Source organism: Lysinibacillus sp. GW823-FHT02G10, assembly GCF_058797135.1.
Genome location: NZ_JBXAJI010000002.1, coordinates 484,372 through 504,068, shown reverse-complemented (window position 1 = coordinate 504,068; position 19,697 = coordinate 484,372). Strand labels below are relative to the sequence as shown.

The following is a 19,697-nucleotide window of genomic DNA, read 5'->3' as shown; positions in this document are numbered from 1 at the left end:
AGTGCAGTAGATGAATTTACATCTACTGCACTTTTTAATTTACTTGATATTTAGATTTATAACAAAGCTATAATAAATGAAAGCCTACACAGAAGGATTAAACTGTGTAGGCTTGTTGTTTTTCAAATTAGCGATTAAATTTTTCGCCCTTTTCCATATGGGATGCAAAGAGGTGTACCAAAGATTGGATCTGTCGTCATTTGGCAATCAAGGTCAAACACATGATTAACTAAATCAGTGGTCATAATTTCTTCTGGTTTCCCTTGACGATAGACACCACGGTCACGCACTGTAATAATATGATCGGCATAGCGACAAGCAAGATTAATATCATGTAGTACCATAATAATAGTTCGCTTTTGCTGTTGGTTCAATTCGAATAGTAAATCTAAAACGTCTATTTGATGAGTTAAATCTAAGTATGTCGTAGGCTCGTCTAAAAGAATGATATCTGTATCTTGAGCAAGCGTCATAGCTATCCAAGCACGTTGACGTTGTCCTCCTGATAGCTCATCTACTGGTCTATCTTGTAAATGCTCTGTACCTGTAGCTTTTAAAGCGCTTAAAACGATTTCTTCATCCTTTTCAGTCCACTGTTGTCGCCAACTTTGGTAAGGATAGCGACCTTGTTTCACAAGTTGTAGGACAGTTAAGCCTTCTGGTGCAACAGGAGATTGAGGAAGAATAGAGAGGTTTTTAGCCACTTGTTTTGTAGATAATTTAAAAATATCCTCACCGTCTAATAAAACGGAGCCTTTTTTAGGTTTTAATAATCGAGCAATGGAGCGTAAGAGTGTGGATTTACCACAGCCATTCGCTCCGATTAATACAGTAATTTCATTCAAAGGAATAGATAAATTGAGATCTTCGATAATATTGAAATCACCATAACTTAATGTTAGAGATTTGGTTAATAAAGATTCAGTCATGTAGTATAGACTCCTTTATTTTTTAGGGTTTCTAAATAATAAATAGATAAAGTAAGGAGCACCGATAGCAGCAGTAAAGACGCCTGCGGGTACTTCTAATGGGCTAAATGCTGTACGACCTATAATATCTGCAACCATTACAAGCAATGCACCAATTGCTGCGGATGCCGGAATAAGTACACCGAACGATGAACCAACAATGCGTCGTGCAATATGAGGAGCCATTAATCCTACAAACCCAATAGCACCAGCAAATGCTATGGCACTCGCTACTAAACTGGAGCATAATAGAATTAAGTAAAGGCGTGTTTTTTGAACAGGCTGCCCTAGGCTTGATGCTGTATCATCACCTAATTCTTGAACATTTAACTGCCGAGTAATAAAAAAGGTGATAAGTAGAAGTACAATAATCAATGGAACAACGATTTGTACTTGATCCCAATCCGAACTTTTGACACTACCCGTAATCCATTTATTCGCTTCACTTGCTTGATAAATTGGGCCGATAATCATTAACATTGTAGTAATTGCTTGCATGAATGCCGACACGCTAATACCGATTAAGACAAGACGATTTGGTGTGACACCATCTTTCCAAGCAAATAGGTAGACTATACATCCGACGATAGTAGCACCTATGAATCCTGCTAATGGCAACCACTCTATACTAACTGTTAAAGAGTGATTAGAATCACTGAAAATGGCTAAGAAACCAACAACCGCTGCCCCACCACCAGCAGATATGCCGATTATATCAGGTGAGGCAAGTGGATTTTTAATGATTCCTTGTAAAACTGCACCTGCGACGGCTAACGCCATTCCAGCAAACAAGGCCATGAAAATTCGAGGCATTCGAAAATCAATAATAATCAGTTGATCAAAATCTGAGCCGTAACCAAAAAAAGCTTGTAAAACTTTAAATGGATTGATGAATGAATCACCAAATGATGCACTAAGAAAGAACACGGCAAGAGTTAGTATGCAAATCACTGTTAATTTTTTTATAGCTTGTACATCTATTAAAAATGAAATTTTTTGTTGAAGTAAACGAATTGTTTTTACATGTTTCATTATTTTTTTCCACCTTTTCGCGCAAGGTAAATAAAGAATGGTGTGCCAATCATAGCAGTCATGACTCCTACTGGAACTTCTTGTGGCATGATAATATAACGAGCCGCAACATCAGCCAGCAATAAAAGTATCCCCCCAAGTAAAGCAGCCATAGGAATAAGCCATCGATGATCAGTGCCGACAAACTTACGCGCAAAATGGGGAACGACAATCCCTATAAAACCAATGGGGCCAGCAATTGCAACTGCTCCCCCTGCTAAAAAAATAACAATAAGACCGACCAATATCTTCATAAGTCCTAAACGTAAACCAAGACCTCTTGCTACATCATCTCCAAGAGCGAGAATATTCATTTTGGGGGAAATGATGAGGGCAGCAATCCACCCAATTACTAGATACGGTAGAACAGATAGTAGAATTTCAAGTTTTCTACCTTGTACAGAACCTGCTAACCAAAACAAAACTTGATCAAGCTCTGCTTCATTTGTAGCGAGTAAACCTTGCGTAAATGATGCAAATAGGGCACTGATGGCAGCACCAGCTAAAGTTATTTTCACTGGAGTAACAGCATCTCTACCTGAGAAACTAATTCCATAAACGGATAAAGCAGCGATTGCTGCACCAAGAAATGCAATCCACGCAAAAGATTGCAAGCTTGAAATGTGGAAAAAAATCATGGCAAAGACAACAGCAAAGCCTGCTCCTGCATTAATGCCCAAAATTCCAGGAGAGGCTAATGGATTTTTCGTTAAGGTCTGCATAAGCACGCCTGTAATAGCTAATGAAGCACCAACGCAACTGGCTATAAGAGCTCTTGGAATTCGAACATTTTGAATAATAAGATGCTCATTTGAATTGTTAAATTGTCTAAAAGATTCATACGTAGTTTGAATAGAAGTATTTGCATAACCATACACAATACTGATCCCCATAGAAAGAAGTAATAGTATGACTCCTACTAGTAAAGCAATCATTTTAGAATAATTATTTTTTAATATCATATTTAACGTGTACTCTTTTCTTGGAAAATTAATAAATTAGTTATTGACTTTGATAGTTACATACAATACGATTAATATCGTTCTTAGACAGATGAAAGTGATTTTCATTCTCGTCAAATATGCTTAAATATTTTATCATATACAATGGAGGAAGAAAAGGTGCAAAAAGCTTTTCAAAAACTATTAGTTTTACTAGCTGTGGTTGCTATTTTTGTTCTGGCAGCATGCGGTACTTCTAAAGATAATGCCAAAGAAGAAAGTACAAAAGAAAGCAATGCTTACAGTATTGACCATGCAATGGGGACAACTGAAGTAAAAGACACACCAAAACGTATCGTTGTTTTAACTAATGAAGGAACAGAAGCATTATTAGCTCTAGGTATTAAACCAGTAGGTGCTGTTCAATCTTGGACAGGCGATCCATGGTATGATCACATCAAGGATCAAATGGAAGGTGTAGAGGTTGTCGGTATTGAACATGAAATAAATATCGAAAAAATTGCTTCTTTAAAGCCAGATTTAATCATTGGCAATAAATTACGACAAGAAAAAGATTATGCTAAACTTAGCAAAATTGCTCCAACTGTGTTTTCTGATACATTACGTGGTGACTGGAAAGAGAATTTTAAATTATACGCTAAAGCAGTAAATCAAGAAACAAAAGGTGAAGAAGTTCTAAAAGCTTACGAAGATAAGTTACAAGCTCTGAAAGAAGAACTTGGAGAACAAACCAACCAAGAAGTTTCATTTGTACGCTTTATGGCCGATAAATCTCGTATCTATTACACAGATTCATTCTCAGGTGTGATTTTTGATGCTTTAGGATTTAAACGTGTTGCAGCGCAAGCAGATTTATTTAAAGATAATGCTAAACTAGGAAACTTAGCGATTGAAGTAGGGAAAGAAGCGATCCCTCAAATGGATGGGGATGTTATTTTCTACTTCACGTACATGCCAACAGGCGATGATTCAGCACTAGCAACTGAACAAGAGTGGACACAAGACCCGCTTTGGAAAAACTTAACAGCAGTCCAAAAAGGCAATGCACATAAGGTGGATGATGTCATTTGGAATACGGCTGGAGGCATTTTAGCTGCGAATATTATGCTAGATCAAGTGAAAGAAATCTTTGTTAAATAATTTTCTTATAAACTATACATTTATCGATGTTCGATAAATGTATAGTTTTTTTACTTCCTAATATATACTCTCCTGGTACTTTAAAGTTAGATAGACTATGATGTAGATATTGACCATAAATTGAGGGGGATGACGATGAAGGAAAAATTAAGGTGGGTTTATAATCAGCATTATTTAGAGCAAGATCATATAAAACAAGCAACAGCAATACTTCCATATTTTTCACTAGATCAAGTGAGGAAAGTTGGTCAATTTCAGCGTACATATGAGCAATTTGAGAAGACACCACTCCATCATCTTGAGGCACTATCTTCATATATAGATGTAGAAAAAATTATGATTAAAGATGAATCTTATCGATTTGGTTTAAATGCCTTTAAAGTTTTAGGAGGTATTTATGCAATTGCGCAATATGTTGCCAATAAGCTTGGAAGGAATATAGAGGAGCTATCGTTTGAACAGTTAAAAACTCCAGAAGTAAGAGCGCAAGTAGGCAATTTAACATTTATTTCAACGACTGATGGAAATCATGGTCGTGGTGTGGCATGGGCTGCAAGAGAACTGGGTTTTCAAGCAAGAATATATATGCCAGCTGGTAGCGCCGCTGAGCGGTTACTGCATATTAAAAGTGAAGGGGCTTTTGCTGAAATTACGACAATGAATTATGACGATACTGTTCGTTATACCTCACAGCTTGCACTAGAAAATGGTTGGGTTTTGATTCAGGATACAATGTGGCAAGGCTATGATGAAATTCCATTATGGATTATGCAGGGGTACACAACCCTTGTACAGGAGATTGTTGAACAGATACAGCAAGCCCCAACACATGTATTTTTGCAAGCTGGTGTGGGGTCCTTTGCCGGAGCAGTAGTAGCATTTTTACAGCAATACTATGAGCAGGATATTACATTTGTCTTGGTTGAGCCACATGTCGCTAATTGCTATTATGAAAGCTTTAAGAAAAATACAGATCAATTTGTCACTGTTGGTGGAGAGATGCAAACTATAATGGCAGGTCTTGCTTGTGGTGAACCGAATCCACAGGCTTGGCAAATCTTAAAAGCCTACACAAAAATAAGTATCTCCTGTGAGGAAGAAATAGCAGCAACAGGTATGCGCGTTCTAGGAAATCCTTTAGCTACAGACACTCGCATTATAGCTGGTGAATCAGGAGCGGCGCCATTTGGTTGCTTTTATGAAATAATGACTAATGAACAATATAAGGAATTAAAACATGCCTTGCACCTAAATGAACAAGCAAGGGTGCTGTTTATTAATACAGAGGGTGATACAGATAAAGAGAGTTATCGAGAAATAGTATGGCATGGGAAATATGCGAATCAATAGCAAACTAGTGATTTACTAGTTTGCTATTTTCCTTTTGTAAAAGGATTTGAAAGTATAATTAAGTTTAATTAAATTTTTTTATTTTAACTCTTGACCTTAACGTTGCGTCAAAGCTTACAGTAGCATTAGTGGAGGTGATGAGATGGAATATACCATTCAGGAGCTTGCTCAACTATCGGGCGTTAGTACAAGAACATTGCGTTATTATGATGAAATTGGATTGCTGAAACCAGCAAGAACCAATAAGGCAGGTTATCGATTTTATGGCCAATGGGAGGTCGATATGTTGCAGCAGATTTTATTTTACCGTGCTTTGGATATGAAATTAGCGACAATTCAGGCTATTATTCAAGCACCAAATTTTCAGCATGCTGAGGCGCTCAAAACACATAGAGCTGCTTTGCTTCAACGCAAAGAGCAGTTGGAAACGATCTTACAGACAGTAGAAAAAACAATACAATCCATTGAGGAGGAACAACCAATGTCTAATGAAGAAAAATTTAAAGGCTTTAAAGAAAAGTTAATTGAGAATAACGAAAAGCAGTACGGCAAAGAAATCCGTGAGAAATATGGGAATGAAACAGTGGATGCATCCAATGCTAAGCTTATGAACATGACGGAGCAACAATATCAAGCGATGCAACAGCTAGAACAGCAAATGTTTGAACGTTTAGCAGAGGCAATGAAACTTGGAGATACTACAAGTGACATTGCGATGGAAGTTGCAGAGTTGCATAAACGCTGGCTCAACTTTACGTGGAAAGAGTATTCCAAAGAGGCACATGCAGGGCTGGCACAAATGTATATTGCTGATGAACGCTTTACAGCTTATTATGATGAACGTGGTGAAACAGGAGCAGCGCAATTTTTGCATGACGCCATTATAGCTTATACAAGTAAGTAAATAGGTCTTCCTTATGCTGACATGTTTTAGAAATCGTAAAATAGGAAAAAATGAAAGCATGAGGAGGAGATTATTGTGGATCAACAAATAATGCAACAATTAAAAAGACAACTAGAGCAAGAATTACAAGAAATAGAACAACGAATAGAAGAATCAGAGCGACCTCAAGCGACAGAATTATCGAATTATGATAATCATCCAGCTGATAATGCAAGTGATTTAACGGATCAGCTTACAGAAATGGCTATTGATGAGCATCGTGGTGATAATGCTGAAGAAATAAAAGAAGCTCTTCAAGCAATGGCAGACGGTACATATGGCAATTGTACAGTCTGTGGTAAAGAAATTCCAATTGGTCGCTTAAAGGCAATGCCGCAAGCTCTGACATGTGTGGAACATGCAGAAAAGAAAGAAGACAATTTACGACCAGTGGAAGAAGATGTTCTTTCTTCAACACCAAAATCAGATGATTTTATTGAGCTGGAGGAATTCGGCTCTTCTGATACACCACAGGATAAAATTTAGTAAGTTTTTCCTCGCAGAAGCAGTATAATAACTGTAGAGGTGAGGATATGAAGATTATTGATTTACATTGTGATGCGCTTTTAAAGTTAACTACTCTTGAAACGGCAAATTTTGCTGAGGATGTGCGAATACATGCTAATCAAAAAAGATTGCAATTAGGGCAAGTAGAGGCTCAAGTATTCGCTATCTTTATTGACCCAACAATCCCACAAAGTCTACAATTTCTTGAGGTCATGCGCCAAATCGAAGCATTCCATACTCACGTATTACAAACAGAGGGCATGGTGCATATTACAGATTGGGCACAGTTAGATCAATTAGCTCCCCACGAAATAGGAGCCATTTTAAGCTTAGAGGGCTGTAGTGCCATTGGCGAAGATTTAACAAAACTGACAGCTGTACTGGATGCAGGGGTGAAGTTGGTAGGTTTAACATGGAATGAAGGAAATGCTGTGGCCCATGGTGCTGAACAGGATGCAACTCTTGGTTTAAAGCCATTTGGTAAAGAAGTTATACAATTATTAAATGAACGCGATATTATTATTGATGTGTCCCATCTAAATGAGCAAAGCTTTTGGGATGTCTTGCCGCTTGCAAAGCATATTATTGCAAGCCATAGTAATGCACGTGCACTATGTGATCACCCGCGTAACTTAACTGATGCCCAGGCAAAGGCACTTGTTGAGGCGGGAGGACATATCCATGTAGTTTATTTCCCACTCTTTATAGGCAAAGGTGCAACACTAGACCATTTAGTGGGGCATGTGGAGCATTTAGCTAAACTGGTAGGTGTGGAGCATATTGGATTAGGCTCCGATTTTGATGGGATTGATAGGACTGTCAGTGGCTTAGCCCATGCAGGAGAGGCACAAAATTTACTAGAGGCATTACGTACACGCTTTTCAGATGAAGAAGTGTATGGTATTGCAAGCCAAAATTTCCGACGCTATGTAAAAAAAGCAGCAACCCGTTAAGGCTGCCGCATCTTAATAAAAGAAATAATGAATTAATAAACCGATTCCTAATAGGAAGCCGAAGAATGTATTTGTTTGCGCTGTATATTTCATCGCAGGCATTACCTCTTTGGCTTCTTTTTTGTCTCGGAAAATTTGAATGGCACGTAATGGTTTTGGAACACTTAGGAAGATGATTAATGCCCAAAAAGTAATACCATCAACTGCTACAAGAGCAATCACCCATAAATAAGAGACGATAAAAAAGCCTGATAACACGGAAATTGCATTATCACGTCCTACCAAAATAGCTAAAGTTTTTCGTCCGCCTTCTGTATCGCCAACAATATCACGTATATTGTTCGATAGCATAATGGCACCGACTAAAATCATGCTTGGTACAGAGAGCAAGACAGCATCTAGTGTTACTGTAAGCGCTTGAATATAGAAGGCAATTAATACAATGCCCATCCCCATTACTGCGCCAGAAACAATTTCACCAAATGGCGAATAGGCGATTGGGTATGGTCCACCTGTATATAAAAAGCCAATAAGCATACAAACAAGTCCGACAACAGCTAACCACCAAGATGTTGAGGCACATATGTAAATGCCAAGAAGCATGGCAATAGCATAAAAGCTTAATGCAATCATCATAATTGTTTTTGGCTGTACACCATGACGGACAATCGTTCCGCCAATCCCGACGGAATGCTCGTTATCTAATCCTAATTTGTAATCATAATATTCATTGAACATATTCGTTGCTGCTTGTATAAGCATACTTGCAATGAGCATAGCAAAAAATAGTCCAAAATCAATTGTTTCTTTTTCAATTGCTAAGGCAATTGCTGTTCCTAGGAATACAGGAACAAATGAAGCGGTTAAAGTATGTGGACGTGTTAAATGCCACCACACTTTAAAACCCCTATCAGCTTCAATGACTTTGGTCATAAGGTCTTTCTCTCCTTCAAATGTTGTCGACTCTTCTTATTTTAAACGAAGATTGAGAAAATGGGTAGGTTCACAGCTTATTACATACTGTTTAATGAAAAAAAGTGATACAATAGAACATGCATTTATGAACTGAAAATAAAAAAGAACAATTAGCAACAGTACGAATAACGTGTTGCCAACTAAAATATGATGTGTTATTTAACCATCATTCATTATGTACATTGCAACAACGGAGGTAATTTTCATGCAACAGAAGTGGTACCAAGCCACAGAAGTAGAAGTGGACTCTTTGGGCCAAAGCCTTCATTTTTATATGGAAACAATTGAAGTAAGTCGCCTATCTGCACTGGCGTTCTATGCAGCTGGCGAGGAATGTTATAAAGGTGAACGATTTTATTGGCAAAATAGAGAAAAAACAATGACATTAGTTGGGCTAGGACATGCTCATACTATTCAAAACAACGCTAAAGAAAACCGCTTTGATGCAGTTGAAGCGGAATGGAAAAACATAACGAAAAACTGTCCAAAAGGTCAACAAGCGGTACAACCAATTTTGTTTGGCGGTTTTACATTTGATCCTCAAAATAATGTAGACGGGGAATGGACGGATTTCCCAGAGGCTTATTTTGCATTAGCAACGTTTCAACTGGTGATACGCGATGATAAAGCATACGTAAGTATTCACCTTTTGACACAAGACCAACAGGCTGAGGATCAGTTCGAAGCGCTAAGAAAAGAGCGCGATCATTTAATCCATGCAGCTCAGGTTAAAGAAGTGAAAACGTATACAAAACCTGAAATCATAAGTTATTTTGAACCATATAAAGAGCCTTATTTAGCCTCAATCGATCAAGTGACAGCATTAATTAAACAGAAAAAGGCAGATAAAGTGGTCATTGCACGATCACTTGCTTTGCAATTTAAAGAGTATGTATCCGCACCACAAGTACTTTCTCAAATTATTCATGAACAACCAGAAAGCTATTTATTTGGTTTAGAGCATAGACATTTATTATTTTTCGGAGCATCACCTGAACGACTTGTGAAAGTAGAAGATGGTCGAGCATTTTCTTCTTGTGTTGCTGGCTCAATTAAACGAGGTAAGACTGCAGAGGAAGATGAGGCTTTTGGACAAAGTTTATTAAATGACCCTAAAAATGGCGGAGAACATCAGTATGTTGTGGATATGATTGCGGAAACATTCCGTAAAAATTGTGTGGACATGACGGTGCCAGATAGACCACGCTTGTTAAAAATACGAGATATTCAACATCTGTATACGCCTGTTGAAGGTCAGTTAAATCAGGATGCAACAATCTTACAATTGACTAAATCATTACATCCAACACCCGCTTTAGGTGGTGTACCACGCAAAGAAGCATTGGCAGCCATCCGTAAATATGAGCCGATGAATCGGGGACTGTATGCTGCGCCAATAGGCTGGCTAGATGCAGAGGGTAACGGTGAGTTTGCAGTTGCCATACGTTCAGCAGCCTTACTAAATGATAAAGCTTATTTATATGCAGGCGGTGGAATCGTCGCAGATTCAGAACCGCAATCTGAATATGAAGAAACATTAGTAAAATTCCGTCCAATGCTTCGTGCGCTAGGGGGACAATTACATGAGTGAACGAAAAATACTAACAGATTATGTTTATAAAATGGTCGCATCGCTAGTGCAAGCTGGTGTAGAGAATGTTGTCGTTAGTCCAGGCTCACGTTCAACACCGCTTGCTTATGCGGTTGCTTCTACTAAACAAGTAAAAATGTATCGGCAGGTAGACGAGCGCTCAGCAGCATTCTTTGCGCTAGGGCTTGCTAAGGCAACTACTAAGCCTGTGGTTCTTTTATGTACATCTGGTACAGCAGCAGCTAACTATTTTCCTGCGATTGTGGAGGCAAGCTATGCACGTGTACCATTAATCATTATAACAGCTGATCGCCCACATGAATTACGTGAGGTAGGCGCCCCACAGGCTATCAACCAACCCAATTTATATGGTTCACATGTAAAGTGGAGTGTTGATTTTCCGTTAGCAGATGGTGCTGAACCAACATTGCCTTTTATTGAGCGTCATCTTGCTCGTGCGGTAGCCATTGCCACGAGCGCACCTTTTGGACCAGTCCATATTAATGTACCTTTCCGTGAACCACTATTAATTGATTTACAGCAGGAGCTACCAGCAGTGACGTTTAAGCACAGCAGTATGGGACAATTAACCCCAACACGCGGGGATCAACAGGAACTATCCTCTATTATACAATCAACTAAAAGAGGTTTTATGATCATTGGTGAGTTAGCTCTTGGTACAGAATTATCCATAGTTTGGGAATTTGTACGTCAGCTGAAGTGGCCTGTCATTGTTGAAAGTTTATCGAATATGCGTACATCCGTACCAGAGGATTGTTTACCATTTATCGTGACAACCTATGATGCCATTATGAAGAGTGATGACTTCAAAGCACTGGTACAACCAGATACAGTAATCCGAATAGGGGCACAACCAGTTTCGAAGTTTATAATGCAATTTATTACAAAGTCACGCCCAAATGCGTATGTGATTATCGATGAAGACCCTATGTTTAGAGATGCTACAGGCGTATCTACGCATTTTATTCATGCGAATGTCAATCAGTGGCTAACAGAATTAGCTATCACTGAAACGGCTATCGAGGAAACATACTTAGCCGAATGGCAAAAAGCAAATCAGCTTGCTTCTATGTTTATTGAACAATACGCAGAGGTAGAAAAAGATGAAGGGGCTATAGTCAGTCGTTTACTCAAAATGATTCCTGACGGTAGTGATATTTTCGTTAGCAGTAGTATGCCAGTACGGGATATTGATACATTTTTATTGGCTACACCGAAAGATTTACGTGTTTTTGCCAATCGAGGAACGAACGGGATTGATGGTGTCGTATCAACAGCAATCGGTTTCAGTCAGGGAAATAATCGAGAAAGTTATTTACTGATTGGTGATTTAGCCTTTTTACATGATGTGAATGGACTCATTGCTTCCAGATATCAGGAATGTAACTTAACGATTATTGTGATGAATAATGATGGCGGTGGTATTTTTTCCTATTTACCACAGTCAACTGTTGAAGATCACTATGAGGATTTATTTGGCACACCAACAGCCCTTGAATTCCGTGACATTGCACATATGTATGATATGGACTATGTACGTGTGGAAACAATTTCTGAGCTTTCTGAGAAATTTTCAACATGTAAAAACCATTCTTTACGATTAGTTGAAATATTTACAGATAGAACCGAGAATGTGAATGCACATCGAGGTTTATGGAATCGAATTAATGCGGAGTTAAAAGCATGACAAAGTGGATGATTCGTGGTCTTGAAACCCATGTAGATATATGGAATGAAAACGGTGAATATACAGTCGTTGCCTTACATGGATTTACTGGTAGCTCAGCAACATGGCATAATCTAGCACAAGCTCTACCTCATGTGCGTGTTATTGCCGTTGATTTAATCGGACATGGTCAAACAGCTATTCCACAGCACGTACAGCGTTTTTCTATGGAGGAGCAATTACAGGATTTAGAAGAACTATTTTGCCAGCTTCATTTAGAGAAATTTACGCTGTTGGGCTATTCAATGGGTGGAAGAATCGCTTTATCTTATGCCATTTCGTATCCAGCTCGTATACATCAGCTCATTTTAGAAAGTGCATCTCCTGGCTTGCGAACAATGGAAGAGCAAAATGAACGTTGTAAGCGAGATGAAGCACTAGCGCAAAAAATAATGACGAATGGTGTACTGTCCTTTGTCAATGCTTGGGAAAGCATACCTCTTTTTGCTTCACAGCAACGTCTACCTAAAACTGTAAGAGAAACTATTCGAGAAGAGCGACTATCACAGAAAGAAGAGGGACTTGCTGGTAGCTTGAGAGGTATCGGGACAGGCGTTCAACCTTCAAATTGGGATAGATTGTCGCAACTAGAAATACCTGTCCTGTTAATTACAGGTTCATTGGATGAGAAATTTTGTAAAATTGCACTAGAAATGAAAGCGCTATTAAATACTGTTAAGCATTTAACAGTAAATGACGCTGGACATGCAATTCATGTGGAAAATCCCGCTGAGTTTGCTACAATAGTAGAGGAGTATTTAACGTAATATACGATTACGTTAGCGCCTCGCTAGAAACGAGACGAATTTAATGATATAGGAGGCAATTCAATGACACGTCAATGGACAACATTACATTCTTATGAAGATATTAAGTATGAGTTCTATAACGGTATCGCAAAAATTACGATTAACCGTCCAGAAGTGCGTAATGCATTCCGCCCAAAAACGGTAATGGAAATGATTGACGCATTCTCACGTGCACGCGATGATAAAAATATCGGTGTTATTATTCTAACTGGTGAAGGTGAACATGCTTTCTGCTCAGGCGGAGACCAAAAAGTTCGCGGTCACGGTGGCTACGTAGGAGAAGATGAAATTCCACGTCTAAACGTTCTTGATTTACAACGTTTAATCCGTGTAATTCCAAAACCAGTAGTAGCAATGGTAGCTGGCTACGCAATTGGTGGAGGTCACGTTTTACATGTTGTCTGTGACTTAACAATTGCAGCTGACAATGCTCGCTTTGGACAAACTGGACCAAAAGTGGGTTCATTCGATGCTGGTTATGGCTCAGGCTATCTTGCTCGTATTATTGGTCATAAAAAGGCACGCGAAATTTGGTACCTATGCCGTCAGTACGATGCACAACAAGCACTTGATATGGGCTTAGTCAATACAGTTGTGCCTTATGCGCAATTGGAAGATGAGACAGTTCAATGGTGTGAAGAAATGCTTCAAATGTCACCAACTGCACTACGCTTCTTAAAAGCAGCGATGAATGCAGATACAGATGGTTTAGCAGGTCTTCAACAAATGGCTGGAGATGCTACACTTCTTTACTACACAACTGATGAAGCAAAAGAAGGCCGCGATGCATTCAAAGAAAAACGTCAACCAGATTTCGGTCAATTCCCAAGATTCCCTTGATTAGTATGGGGTTTAAAGCTCGTATCTTTTGGAGATACGAGCTTTTTATATGTCTTAAACAGATTGAAGATAAAAATAGGGGATAGAAGTGTCTAAGAGGTGGATAAAACTCAATAGGTGAAGGATAGAGGTATTCATTAAAAAGCTAGATACTACATGGATAATAGACAAACTATATGGGAAAGCGTTAAGATGTAGGGTGATTGGAGTGACAAAGATGTATCCTAACTGGATTTTACAAAGAGCTTATTTAACACCTTTCCGTAAGGCACTTACTTTTAAAAAGCAAAGCTGGACTTTTCAAGAATTGAATGATGAATCGATAAAACGTGCTCGACAATTAGTGACACTCGGTATTCAACAGGGTGATCGAATTGCTATTATGGGGCCAAGTAAGCCTGAGCTTGTAATCATGATGTATGCCTGTATGCATCTGCAATGTGAAATGGTGATGCTTAATCGTAGACTATCACAGGATGAGCTGGCTTATCAGCTAGAGGATTCAGAGGCTGTAGCGGTATTAGTTGCCGATGAGGATGTAGAAAAGCTACCATTTGAAACAACCTATCATTTATTTTCAGCAATTGAAAAGGGTGCAGAGGGTGCAGTAGATATTGTCAAGGAATGGCCTCTTCATCAAACAACAACTATTATGTATACGTCTGGTACAACCGGCTTCCCAAAAGGGGTTCGCCAAACAGTTGGAAATCATCAGGCTAGTGCCACTGCCTCCGTTTTAAATATTGGGCTACAGGCTCAGGACGTTTGGCTATGCGCGGTCCCTTTATTCCATATTAGTGGGTTCTCCATTTTAGTGCGTTCACTGCTATATGGAAATCAAATCTTTTTATATGAGCAATTTGATGTGGAATCTATCGCACAAAATATTATGGATGGGGATGTCACCCATATGTCTGTTGTAGCGGTGACCTTGGAACGAATTCTACATACGCTAGAGCAACGCAATGCGAAAGCGTCATCTTATTTTAAGTTAATGTTAGCTGGAGGTGGACCTGTTCCCGTTGATTATTTAGCGAGAGCACATGCGTTAAATTTAGCTGTCGCACAAACGTATGGGATGACAGAAACCTCCTCACAAACAGCCACATTGGCAAGTGAAGATGCTATGAGGAAAATTGGTTCTGCTGGAAAGCCTTTATTTTTTAATCAAATTATGATTGCTGAGCCAAATGCTAAAGGTGAAGGGGAAATTTGCATACGAGGTCCTCATGTCACACCTGGCTATATTGGACGTTTTGCACAAAAAAATGCAACGAAGGCTGGCTGGCTTCATACAGGTGATATTGGTTATGTGGATGAAGAGGGTTATTTATTCGTCATTGATCGAAGGGCAGATTTAATCATTTCAGGGGGAGAAAATATTTATCCTGCAGAAATAGAAAATGTACTACTCACACACCCAGCTGTCAAAGAGGCGGGTGTATGCGGTATGCCTGATGAACAATGGGGTCAGGTACCCATTGCATTTATCGTGTTAAATGAGCAGGTATCTGTTGAGCAACTAAAGGCCTTTTGTTTACAGAAACTTGCTAAATATAAAGTGCCTAAAGAAATGATTATTACAGACAGTCTTCCGCGCAATGGTGCGGATAAATTGTTGAGACGGAAATTATTACAATAAAAATCTTGTTAAGAAGTCTTCTAAAAAGGAAGGCTTCTTTTTTATTTGAACTTTTAGCATGAAATTAATCATTTATTAACATAATAAAAAAAGAGAGGCATAAACTATTTAGTAAAGGAGAATGACTCATATGAGGAAATATATATATAATGTTGTCATTATATTATTTGTTCTACAAATGAGTCATGTGCAAGTATTTGCAAACTATGAAAAAGAAGATGTAGCAACAGCTCATTCAATTGAAACACTACAATCTCTCATTAATAAAGAAGTTATGCATCTATCATCCGAATTCTCGATTCGTTATACTGGTGACTTAGCCGAGATAAAAGATGAACTAACAGAAATTACTAAAAATGCAATTGAAAACTCTTATATTTATACTAATATTTCAAGTTTCCAATGGAAGTACGAAGGTTATAGCAATAATATTGTCATTGCCTTTGCATTTACGTACCATCTATCACAAACAGAGGCGTTATTTGTCGAGCAAACTTTGGAAAATATTATTGCACCTATGCATGGATTAAGTGACATAGAAAAACTACAGGCTGCACATGATTTTATTGTATTGTCCGCGGAATACTCTAAGGAAACAGAAGGAAGTCAATATTCTCCATATACATTATTAACGGAGAATAAGGGCGTCTGTCAGGCATATGCTTTAGTGCTATATCGAATGTTAGAAATGCTGGGTTTTGAGGTACAATATGTACCAGGAAAAGTAGGAGAACAGCTACATGCCTGGGTATTAGTGAAACTTGATCATGCTTGGTATCATATTGATGTAACATGGGATGACCCTTTGCCTGATCGTAAAGGAGAAGTTCGCTATCAATATTTTTTAGTGTCGGATCGCCAATTAGCACAAGATCATACCTGGGATTATGCAAGTTTCCCTGCTGCAACAAGCGAAAAATATATAGATTTACAGGAAGAAACAAAAAGACAAAGTTTAGCGTCACCTATACAACATCAATTGAATGAAATTATGGGGTTATCAATCATCGGAGAAAATCGGTTAGCCGTACAACCATTAGTGGAGCAGCCGATGAAGCTTGTTACTCAAAAAACAAATAAACAAGACAATTTAGTTCAGTTTAACTTTACTGAGTGGCCACCTATGCTAGTAGAAAGTAGTATAATGGCTTTTGTTGTCCTTCAGCCAAAAGCTAAGCATGTGACTAAGCAAAAAACAATGAAGTGGCTAGGGTCTTTTTATCGAACGGAAAAACGGATGCCACAAGAAAAATACGTCATAATAAAGGAGGTGTCCCAATAGAGGGGCACCTCCTTACTCATATTATTGAACGCTTAAAGCTTTTTCTAATGTTTGAATATTTTTTTGCATCAATGTGAAATAGGTTTCCTTATTTTTTTCATCATCAGCTGTTAATACGCTTAAATTATGCAAGACAAGAGATTCTGCACCAACTTCTTTTTGAATAATCTCTGCTAATTTGGAAGAGACATTTTGTTCAAATAAAATATAGTGAATGTGCAATTCATTTGCTTTGTCTACAATCTTTGTTAATTCCTTTTGAGATGGCTCATTTTGTGAATTCAAGCCAGCAATCGGCACTTGAGTTAAGCCGTATTGACCAGCAATATAGCCAAATGCAGCATGTGATACAAAGAATGTTTTATTTTGTGCTTTGTCAGTCATTGCTTCGAAATCTTGATCTAAATCCTGTAATTCTTTTACTAATGCATCATAATTAGTGTTAAAAGTTGCCTCCTGAGCTGGCATTTTTTCAACTAGTGTGTTTTTAATAGCCAGTGCTAAATCTTGACTAATTGTAGGAGATAACCAAACATGCGGATCGATATCGCCATGTTCATGCTCATCATGTCCATGTTCTTCAGCTTCATGTTCATGCTCTTCCTCGGTTGTACCGTGCTCATGCTCATCATGTGCGTCTGCTTCATGTTCTTCATCTTCTGCATGAACATGTCCTGTGCTTACAGCTAATTTATCATCTGAAACGTCATCAGCAGTTGCCACCATTGTGACATCTTCGTTCGCTAAAGTTTTTTTAGCGTTTTCTACAAAGCCTTCAAGTCCTAAACCAATATAGAAAAAGATATCAGCATCTGCTAATTTCATCATATCTTTTTGAGTTGGCTCGAAGGTGTGTTCATTCGCACCAGCTGGGTAAATTGAAGCTACTTCAACATAATCTCCACCAATGCGCTGTGCAAAATAGCTTAATGGATAAACCGTTGTATAAATACTTAATTTATCTTTTTCCTCAGTCTTTTGGGATGTGGACGATTTGTCTCCACAAGCGGCAGTAAATAAAGCAAGAACTGCGACTAACAATAATACAGATAGTTTTTTCATATAAGTAAGATACCTCTCTTAAATAGTAATCATTACGATTTGTTTTTTAGAACAGTTATTATGATAACGCACAACTTAAAAAAGTACAAGAAAAAAATGCCCTCCGAAATTAATTCTTTTTCGAAGGCCATTTTTCAGGCACAGGATCAAAGCCACCAGGATGAAATGGATGGCATTTGGATATACGTGTAATGGTTAAGAGGAAGCCTTTGAAGGCACCGTGCTTTTGAAAAGCTTCGAGCCCATAAGAAGAACAGGTAGGATGAAAACGACAAGTAGGTGGCGTCATAGGTGAAATAAATTTTCTATAAAACTGGATGAGCCAAATAAAGGGGTATTTCATCGTTGCTCTTCCTTTTGCTGAGACGTATGTTGTTCAGGCTTTGGATCAATTGTTTGTGTAAAAATATTATTTTTTTTCTTCATAATGATAATGACAGAAACACCAAACATTAGCATCATCATCGCAATCATAATGATAATTGGTAAAGGTACGCCCATTTCTTTCACTCCAAATTCAGTAATGGTATTTAATTTTCCTCTTGATGATAGTTTTGCTTCGGTTTTTCATCAACAGTATGTTTAAAGGCATAGGCACGGTTGACACTGATAATTGTCGCAATGGTGATTAAAATAACGATGATAACTGCGACTATTAAGAGCGTAGTTAAACTCATAGTATTCACTCCGTTCTTTATTCATCATACCTATTATAAATTATCTGGTTCTATTAATTGTGAAGGAAGTTTGACATAAAAGCGAATAAAACACCACCTATCACCCCATACTATGGAAAAAGGAGTGAATCGTAAAGATGGATCGTCAGCGCGTATATTTTTCACTTGCCAATAGAACGTATTATACCAACCCATATGCAGGGCCATGGAATTTCGAACTCAATGTAGATCGACAAGCATTAGATGTATTTGAGAGAATCTTTCAGCAAATGCAACTGTTAGAAATTTCGAATGCATGGCGTGCACAGTTACCGTATATACAGTATCACCAAGACAGAGAAAATGATGAAATAGATAAAAGATTAATGAAAATCTATGCACTTGTTCATGAATATGGAGATGATGATACGAAGGCATTCGTTGAGCAGCTTCCTTATTTCAACAAACGTGTCTAGCGAATAGGGGAAAAGGTCACTGAATCAGGAGTGACCTTTTCTTCTATTAACAAATGGCTTTTAAAATTGTAAAAACCGCTTCTCGAGGGACGATGATGGGGATAGTGAGTTGATCTTTAATCATGTTTTTCATTGTTGTGGAATAGCCCATACAATCAAGAATAAGCAAATCGGCTCCTTGCTCTTCTAATTGTTGTGCTTTTGACAATAAATGTTGGTTATCAAAGTGGTATGGGGAGCTTGCTGAAAAAGTTACATCGAACTGTGCTTTTTGCCATTTCTCTGCAACCGTTCGATGTTGTTCGGGTTCGGGGCCTATTAAACCAATGGCTAATTCTGTATGTAAGCCCTTCACTAAATTAGTCATCATACGATCAGGTAGTAAAAGATTTTTATAGGATAATTTATTCGTAAAATCTCCTGTACACATAAGTAGTATCCAAGTGAATTCATGTAGATCATCAATGCAGCTTTGAATATAAGGCATGAGCTTTTGTTTACTGAGCTTTACTTGTCGACCATTGGTAAGAAGTGTCACTAAAACATCTGAGTCCTCAAGAGAAGGCGAAAGTGTAGCAATTTCCTCTGAGGATAGTGAATCAAGTACACCGAATTCATGAACATGTAAACCTGCTTCTCTTAATTGCTGTATATCCTCAGCCATATCTTTACGAGGTGCCTGACCAATTGTTACAACGGCAATTTTCGAATGTTGCATTGCGC

Annotated in this window: 21 protein-coding genes; 12 read left to right on the top strand and 9 right to left on the bottom strand. The window is 38.3% G+C overall.

Annotated features, from left to right (window positions below; genetic code table 11):
• Window positions 1–134 precede the first annotated feature (134 nt).
• From AC1RFD_RS12320 to AC1RFD_RS12310, 3 genes are read right to left on the bottom strand one after another with little or no spacing between them, the layout of a single operon-like run.
• The gene (locus tag AC1RFD_RS12320; protein WP_054549894.1) at window positions 135–929 is read right to left on the bottom strand and encodes an ABC transporter ATP-binding protein; all 795 of its coding nucleotides are present in this window, start codon (window positions 927–929) and stop codon (window positions 135–137) included.
• 15 nt (window positions 930–944) lie between these two features.
• The gene (locus tag AC1RFD_RS12315) at window positions 945–2,000 is read right to left on the bottom strand and encodes a FecCD family ABC transporter permease (protein WP_048391031.1); all 1,056 of its coding nucleotides are present in this window, start codon (window positions 1,998–2,000) and stop codon (window positions 945–947) included.
• On the bottom strand, window positions 2,000–3,001 hold the full coding sequence (locus AC1RFD_RS12310; protein WP_048391034.1) for a FecCD family ABC transporter permease: 1,002 nt from the start codon (window positions 2,999–3,001) through the stop codon (window positions 2,000–2,002). Before AC1RFD_RS12310 ends, AC1RFD_RS12315 begins: the two co-directional genes overlap by 1 nt.
• A 144-nt stretch (window positions 3,002–3,145) precedes the next feature.
• Between AC1RFD_RS12310 and AC1RFD_RS12305 the strand changes: the two genes are divergently transcribed.
• The 5 genes from AC1RFD_RS12305 to AC1RFD_RS12285 all read left to right on the top strand — a co-directional run bounded on the left by AC1RFD_RS12305 (window position 3,146) and on the right by AC1RFD_RS12285 (window position 7,894).
• Window positions 3,146–4,141, top strand: a complete 996-nt coding sequence (locus AC1RFD_RS12305; protein ID WP_281216024.1) for an ABC transporter substrate-binding protein — start codon at window positions 3,146–3,148, stop codon at window positions 4,139–4,141.
• Between the two features lie 135 nt (window positions 4,142–4,276).
• On the top strand, window positions 4,277–5,491 hold the full coding sequence (locus tag AC1RFD_RS12300; RefSeq protein WP_281216025.1) for a diaminopropionate ammonia-lyase: 1,215 nt from the start codon (window positions 4,277–4,279) through the stop codon (window positions 5,489–5,491).
• Window positions 5,492–5,633: 142 nt separating this feature from the next.
• The gene (locus AC1RFD_RS12295) at window positions 5,634–6,395 is read left to right on the top strand and encodes a MerR family transcriptional regulator (protein ID WP_492474939.1); all 762 of its coding nucleotides are present in this window, start codon (window positions 5,634–5,636) and stop codon (window positions 6,393–6,395) included.
• A 75-nt stretch (window positions 6,396–6,470) separates the two neighbouring features.
• Window positions 6,471–6,920 (top strand): TraR/DksA C4-type zinc finger protein, encoded by a 450-nt coding sequence (locus AC1RFD_RS12290; RefSeq protein WP_333879445.1) that lies wholly within the window; start codon window positions 6,471–6,473, stop codon window positions 6,918–6,920.
• Between the two features lie 47 nt (window positions 6,921–6,967).
• On the top strand, window positions 6,968–7,894 hold the full coding sequence (locus AC1RFD_RS12285) for a dipeptidase (RefSeq protein ID WP_492474938.1): 927 nt from the start codon (window positions 6,968–6,970) through the stop codon (window positions 7,892–7,894).
• A gap of 12 nt (window positions 7,895–7,906) precedes the next feature.
• Here the strand turns inward: AC1RFD_RS12285 and AC1RFD_RS12280 are convergent, their stop codons facing one another.
• Window positions 7,907–8,827, bottom strand: coding sequence for a 1,4-dihydroxy-2-naphthoate polyprenyltransferase (locus AC1RFD_RS12280; protein WP_054549900.1), 921 nt, complete (start codon window positions 8,825–8,827; stop codon window positions 7,907–7,909).
• A 247-nt stretch (window positions 8,828–9,074) separates the two neighbouring features.
• Here AC1RFD_RS12280 and AC1RFD_RS12275 point away from each other — a divergent pair, with 247 nt between their 5' ends.
• The 6 genes from AC1RFD_RS12275 (at window position 9,075) to AC1RFD_RS12250 (ending at window position 16,780) form a co-directional block, all read left to right on the top strand.
• Window positions 9,075–10,460, top strand: coding sequence for an isochorismate synthase (locus tag AC1RFD_RS12275; protein WP_492474937.1), 1,386 nt, complete (start codon window positions 9,075–9,077; stop codon window positions 10,458–10,460).
• Window positions 10,453–12,168, top strand: coding sequence for a 2-succinyl-5-enolpyruvyl-6-hydroxy-3-cyclohexene-1-carboxylic-acid synthase (gene menD / locus AC1RFD_RS12270; protein WP_066038111.1), 1,716 nt, complete (start codon window positions 10,453–10,455; stop codon window positions 12,166–12,168). The genes AC1RFD_RS12275 and menD overlap by 8 nt, the downstream gene beginning before the upstream one ends.
• Window positions 12,165–12,974: a 2-succinyl-6-hydroxy-2,4-cyclohexadiene-1-carboxylate synthase gene (menH, locus tag AC1RFD_RS12265; RefSeq protein ID WP_416141066.1), complete on the top strand. Its 810-nt coding sequence runs from the start codon at window positions 12,165–12,167 to the stop codon at window positions 12,972–12,974. The genes menD and menH overlap by 4 nt, the downstream gene beginning before the upstream one ends.
• Window positions 12,975–13,037: 63 nt before the next feature.
• Window positions 13,038–13,856, top strand: coding sequence for a 1,4-dihydroxy-2-naphthoyl-CoA synthase (menB, locus tag AC1RFD_RS12260; protein ID WP_492474936.1), 819 nt, complete (start codon window positions 13,038–13,040; stop codon window positions 13,854–13,856).
• Window positions 13,857–14,073: 217 nt separating this feature from the next.
• Window positions 14,074–15,498, top strand: a complete 1,425-nt coding sequence (locus AC1RFD_RS12255) for an o-succinylbenzoate--CoA ligase (protein WP_349532116.1) — start codon at window positions 14,074–14,076, stop codon at window positions 15,496–15,498.
• Between the two features lie 130 nt (window positions 15,499–15,628).
• Entirely contained in the window at window positions 15,629–16,780 is a 1,152-nt protein-coding gene (locus tag AC1RFD_RS12250; RefSeq protein WP_048391056.1) for a transglutaminase domain-containing protein, read from the top strand.
• A 21-nt stretch (window positions 16,781–16,801) separates the two neighbouring features.
• On the opposite strand, the gene AC1RFD_RS12245 is transcribed toward AC1RFD_RS12250, so the two are convergent.
• The 4 genes from AC1RFD_RS12245 to ytzI all read right to left on the bottom strand — a co-directional run bounded on the left by AC1RFD_RS12245 (window position 16,802) and on the right by ytzI (window position 18,519).
• On the bottom strand, window positions 16,802–17,842 hold the full coding sequence (locus tag AC1RFD_RS12245; protein ID WP_313870370.1) for a metal ABC transporter solute-binding protein, Zn/Mn family: 1,041 nt from the start codon (window positions 17,840–17,842) through the stop codon (window positions 16,802–16,804).
• A gap of 109 nt (window positions 17,843–17,951) precedes the next feature.
• Complete coding sequence (gene yidD / locus AC1RFD_RS12240; protein ID WP_016992521.1) at window positions 17,952–18,185, bottom strand: membrane protein insertion efficiency factor YidD; 234 nt, start codon at window positions 18,183–18,185, stop codon at window positions 17,952–17,954.
• Window positions 18,182–18,343, bottom strand: a complete 162-nt coding sequence (locus AC1RFD_RS12235; RefSeq protein WP_004225927.1) for a hypothetical protein — start codon at window positions 18,341–18,343, stop codon at window positions 18,182–18,184. The genes yidD and AC1RFD_RS12235 overlap by 4 nt, the downstream gene beginning before the upstream one ends.
• Window positions 18,344–18,372: 29 nt before the next feature.
• Entirely contained in the window at window positions 18,373–18,519 is a 147-nt protein-coding gene (gene ytzI, locus AC1RFD_RS12230) for a YtzI protein (protein ID WP_004225932.1), read from the bottom strand.
• Window positions 18,520–18,656: 137 nt separating this feature from the next.
• On the opposite strand from ytzI, the gene AC1RFD_RS12225 reads away from it, so the two are divergent.
• On the top strand, window positions 18,657–18,974 hold the full coding sequence (locus AC1RFD_RS12225; RefSeq protein ID WP_009371464.1) for a hypothetical protein: 318 nt from the start codon (window positions 18,657–18,659) through the stop codon (window positions 18,972–18,974).
• A gap of 46 nt (window positions 18,975–19,020) precedes the next feature.
• On the opposite strand, the gene AC1RFD_RS12220 is transcribed toward AC1RFD_RS12225, so the two are convergent.
• On the bottom strand, window positions 19,021–19,692 hold the full coding sequence (locus AC1RFD_RS12220; protein ID WP_054549906.1) for an AroM family protein: 672 nt from the start codon (window positions 19,690–19,692) through the stop codon (window positions 19,021–19,023).
• Window positions 19,693–19,697: the final 5 nt, after the last annotated feature.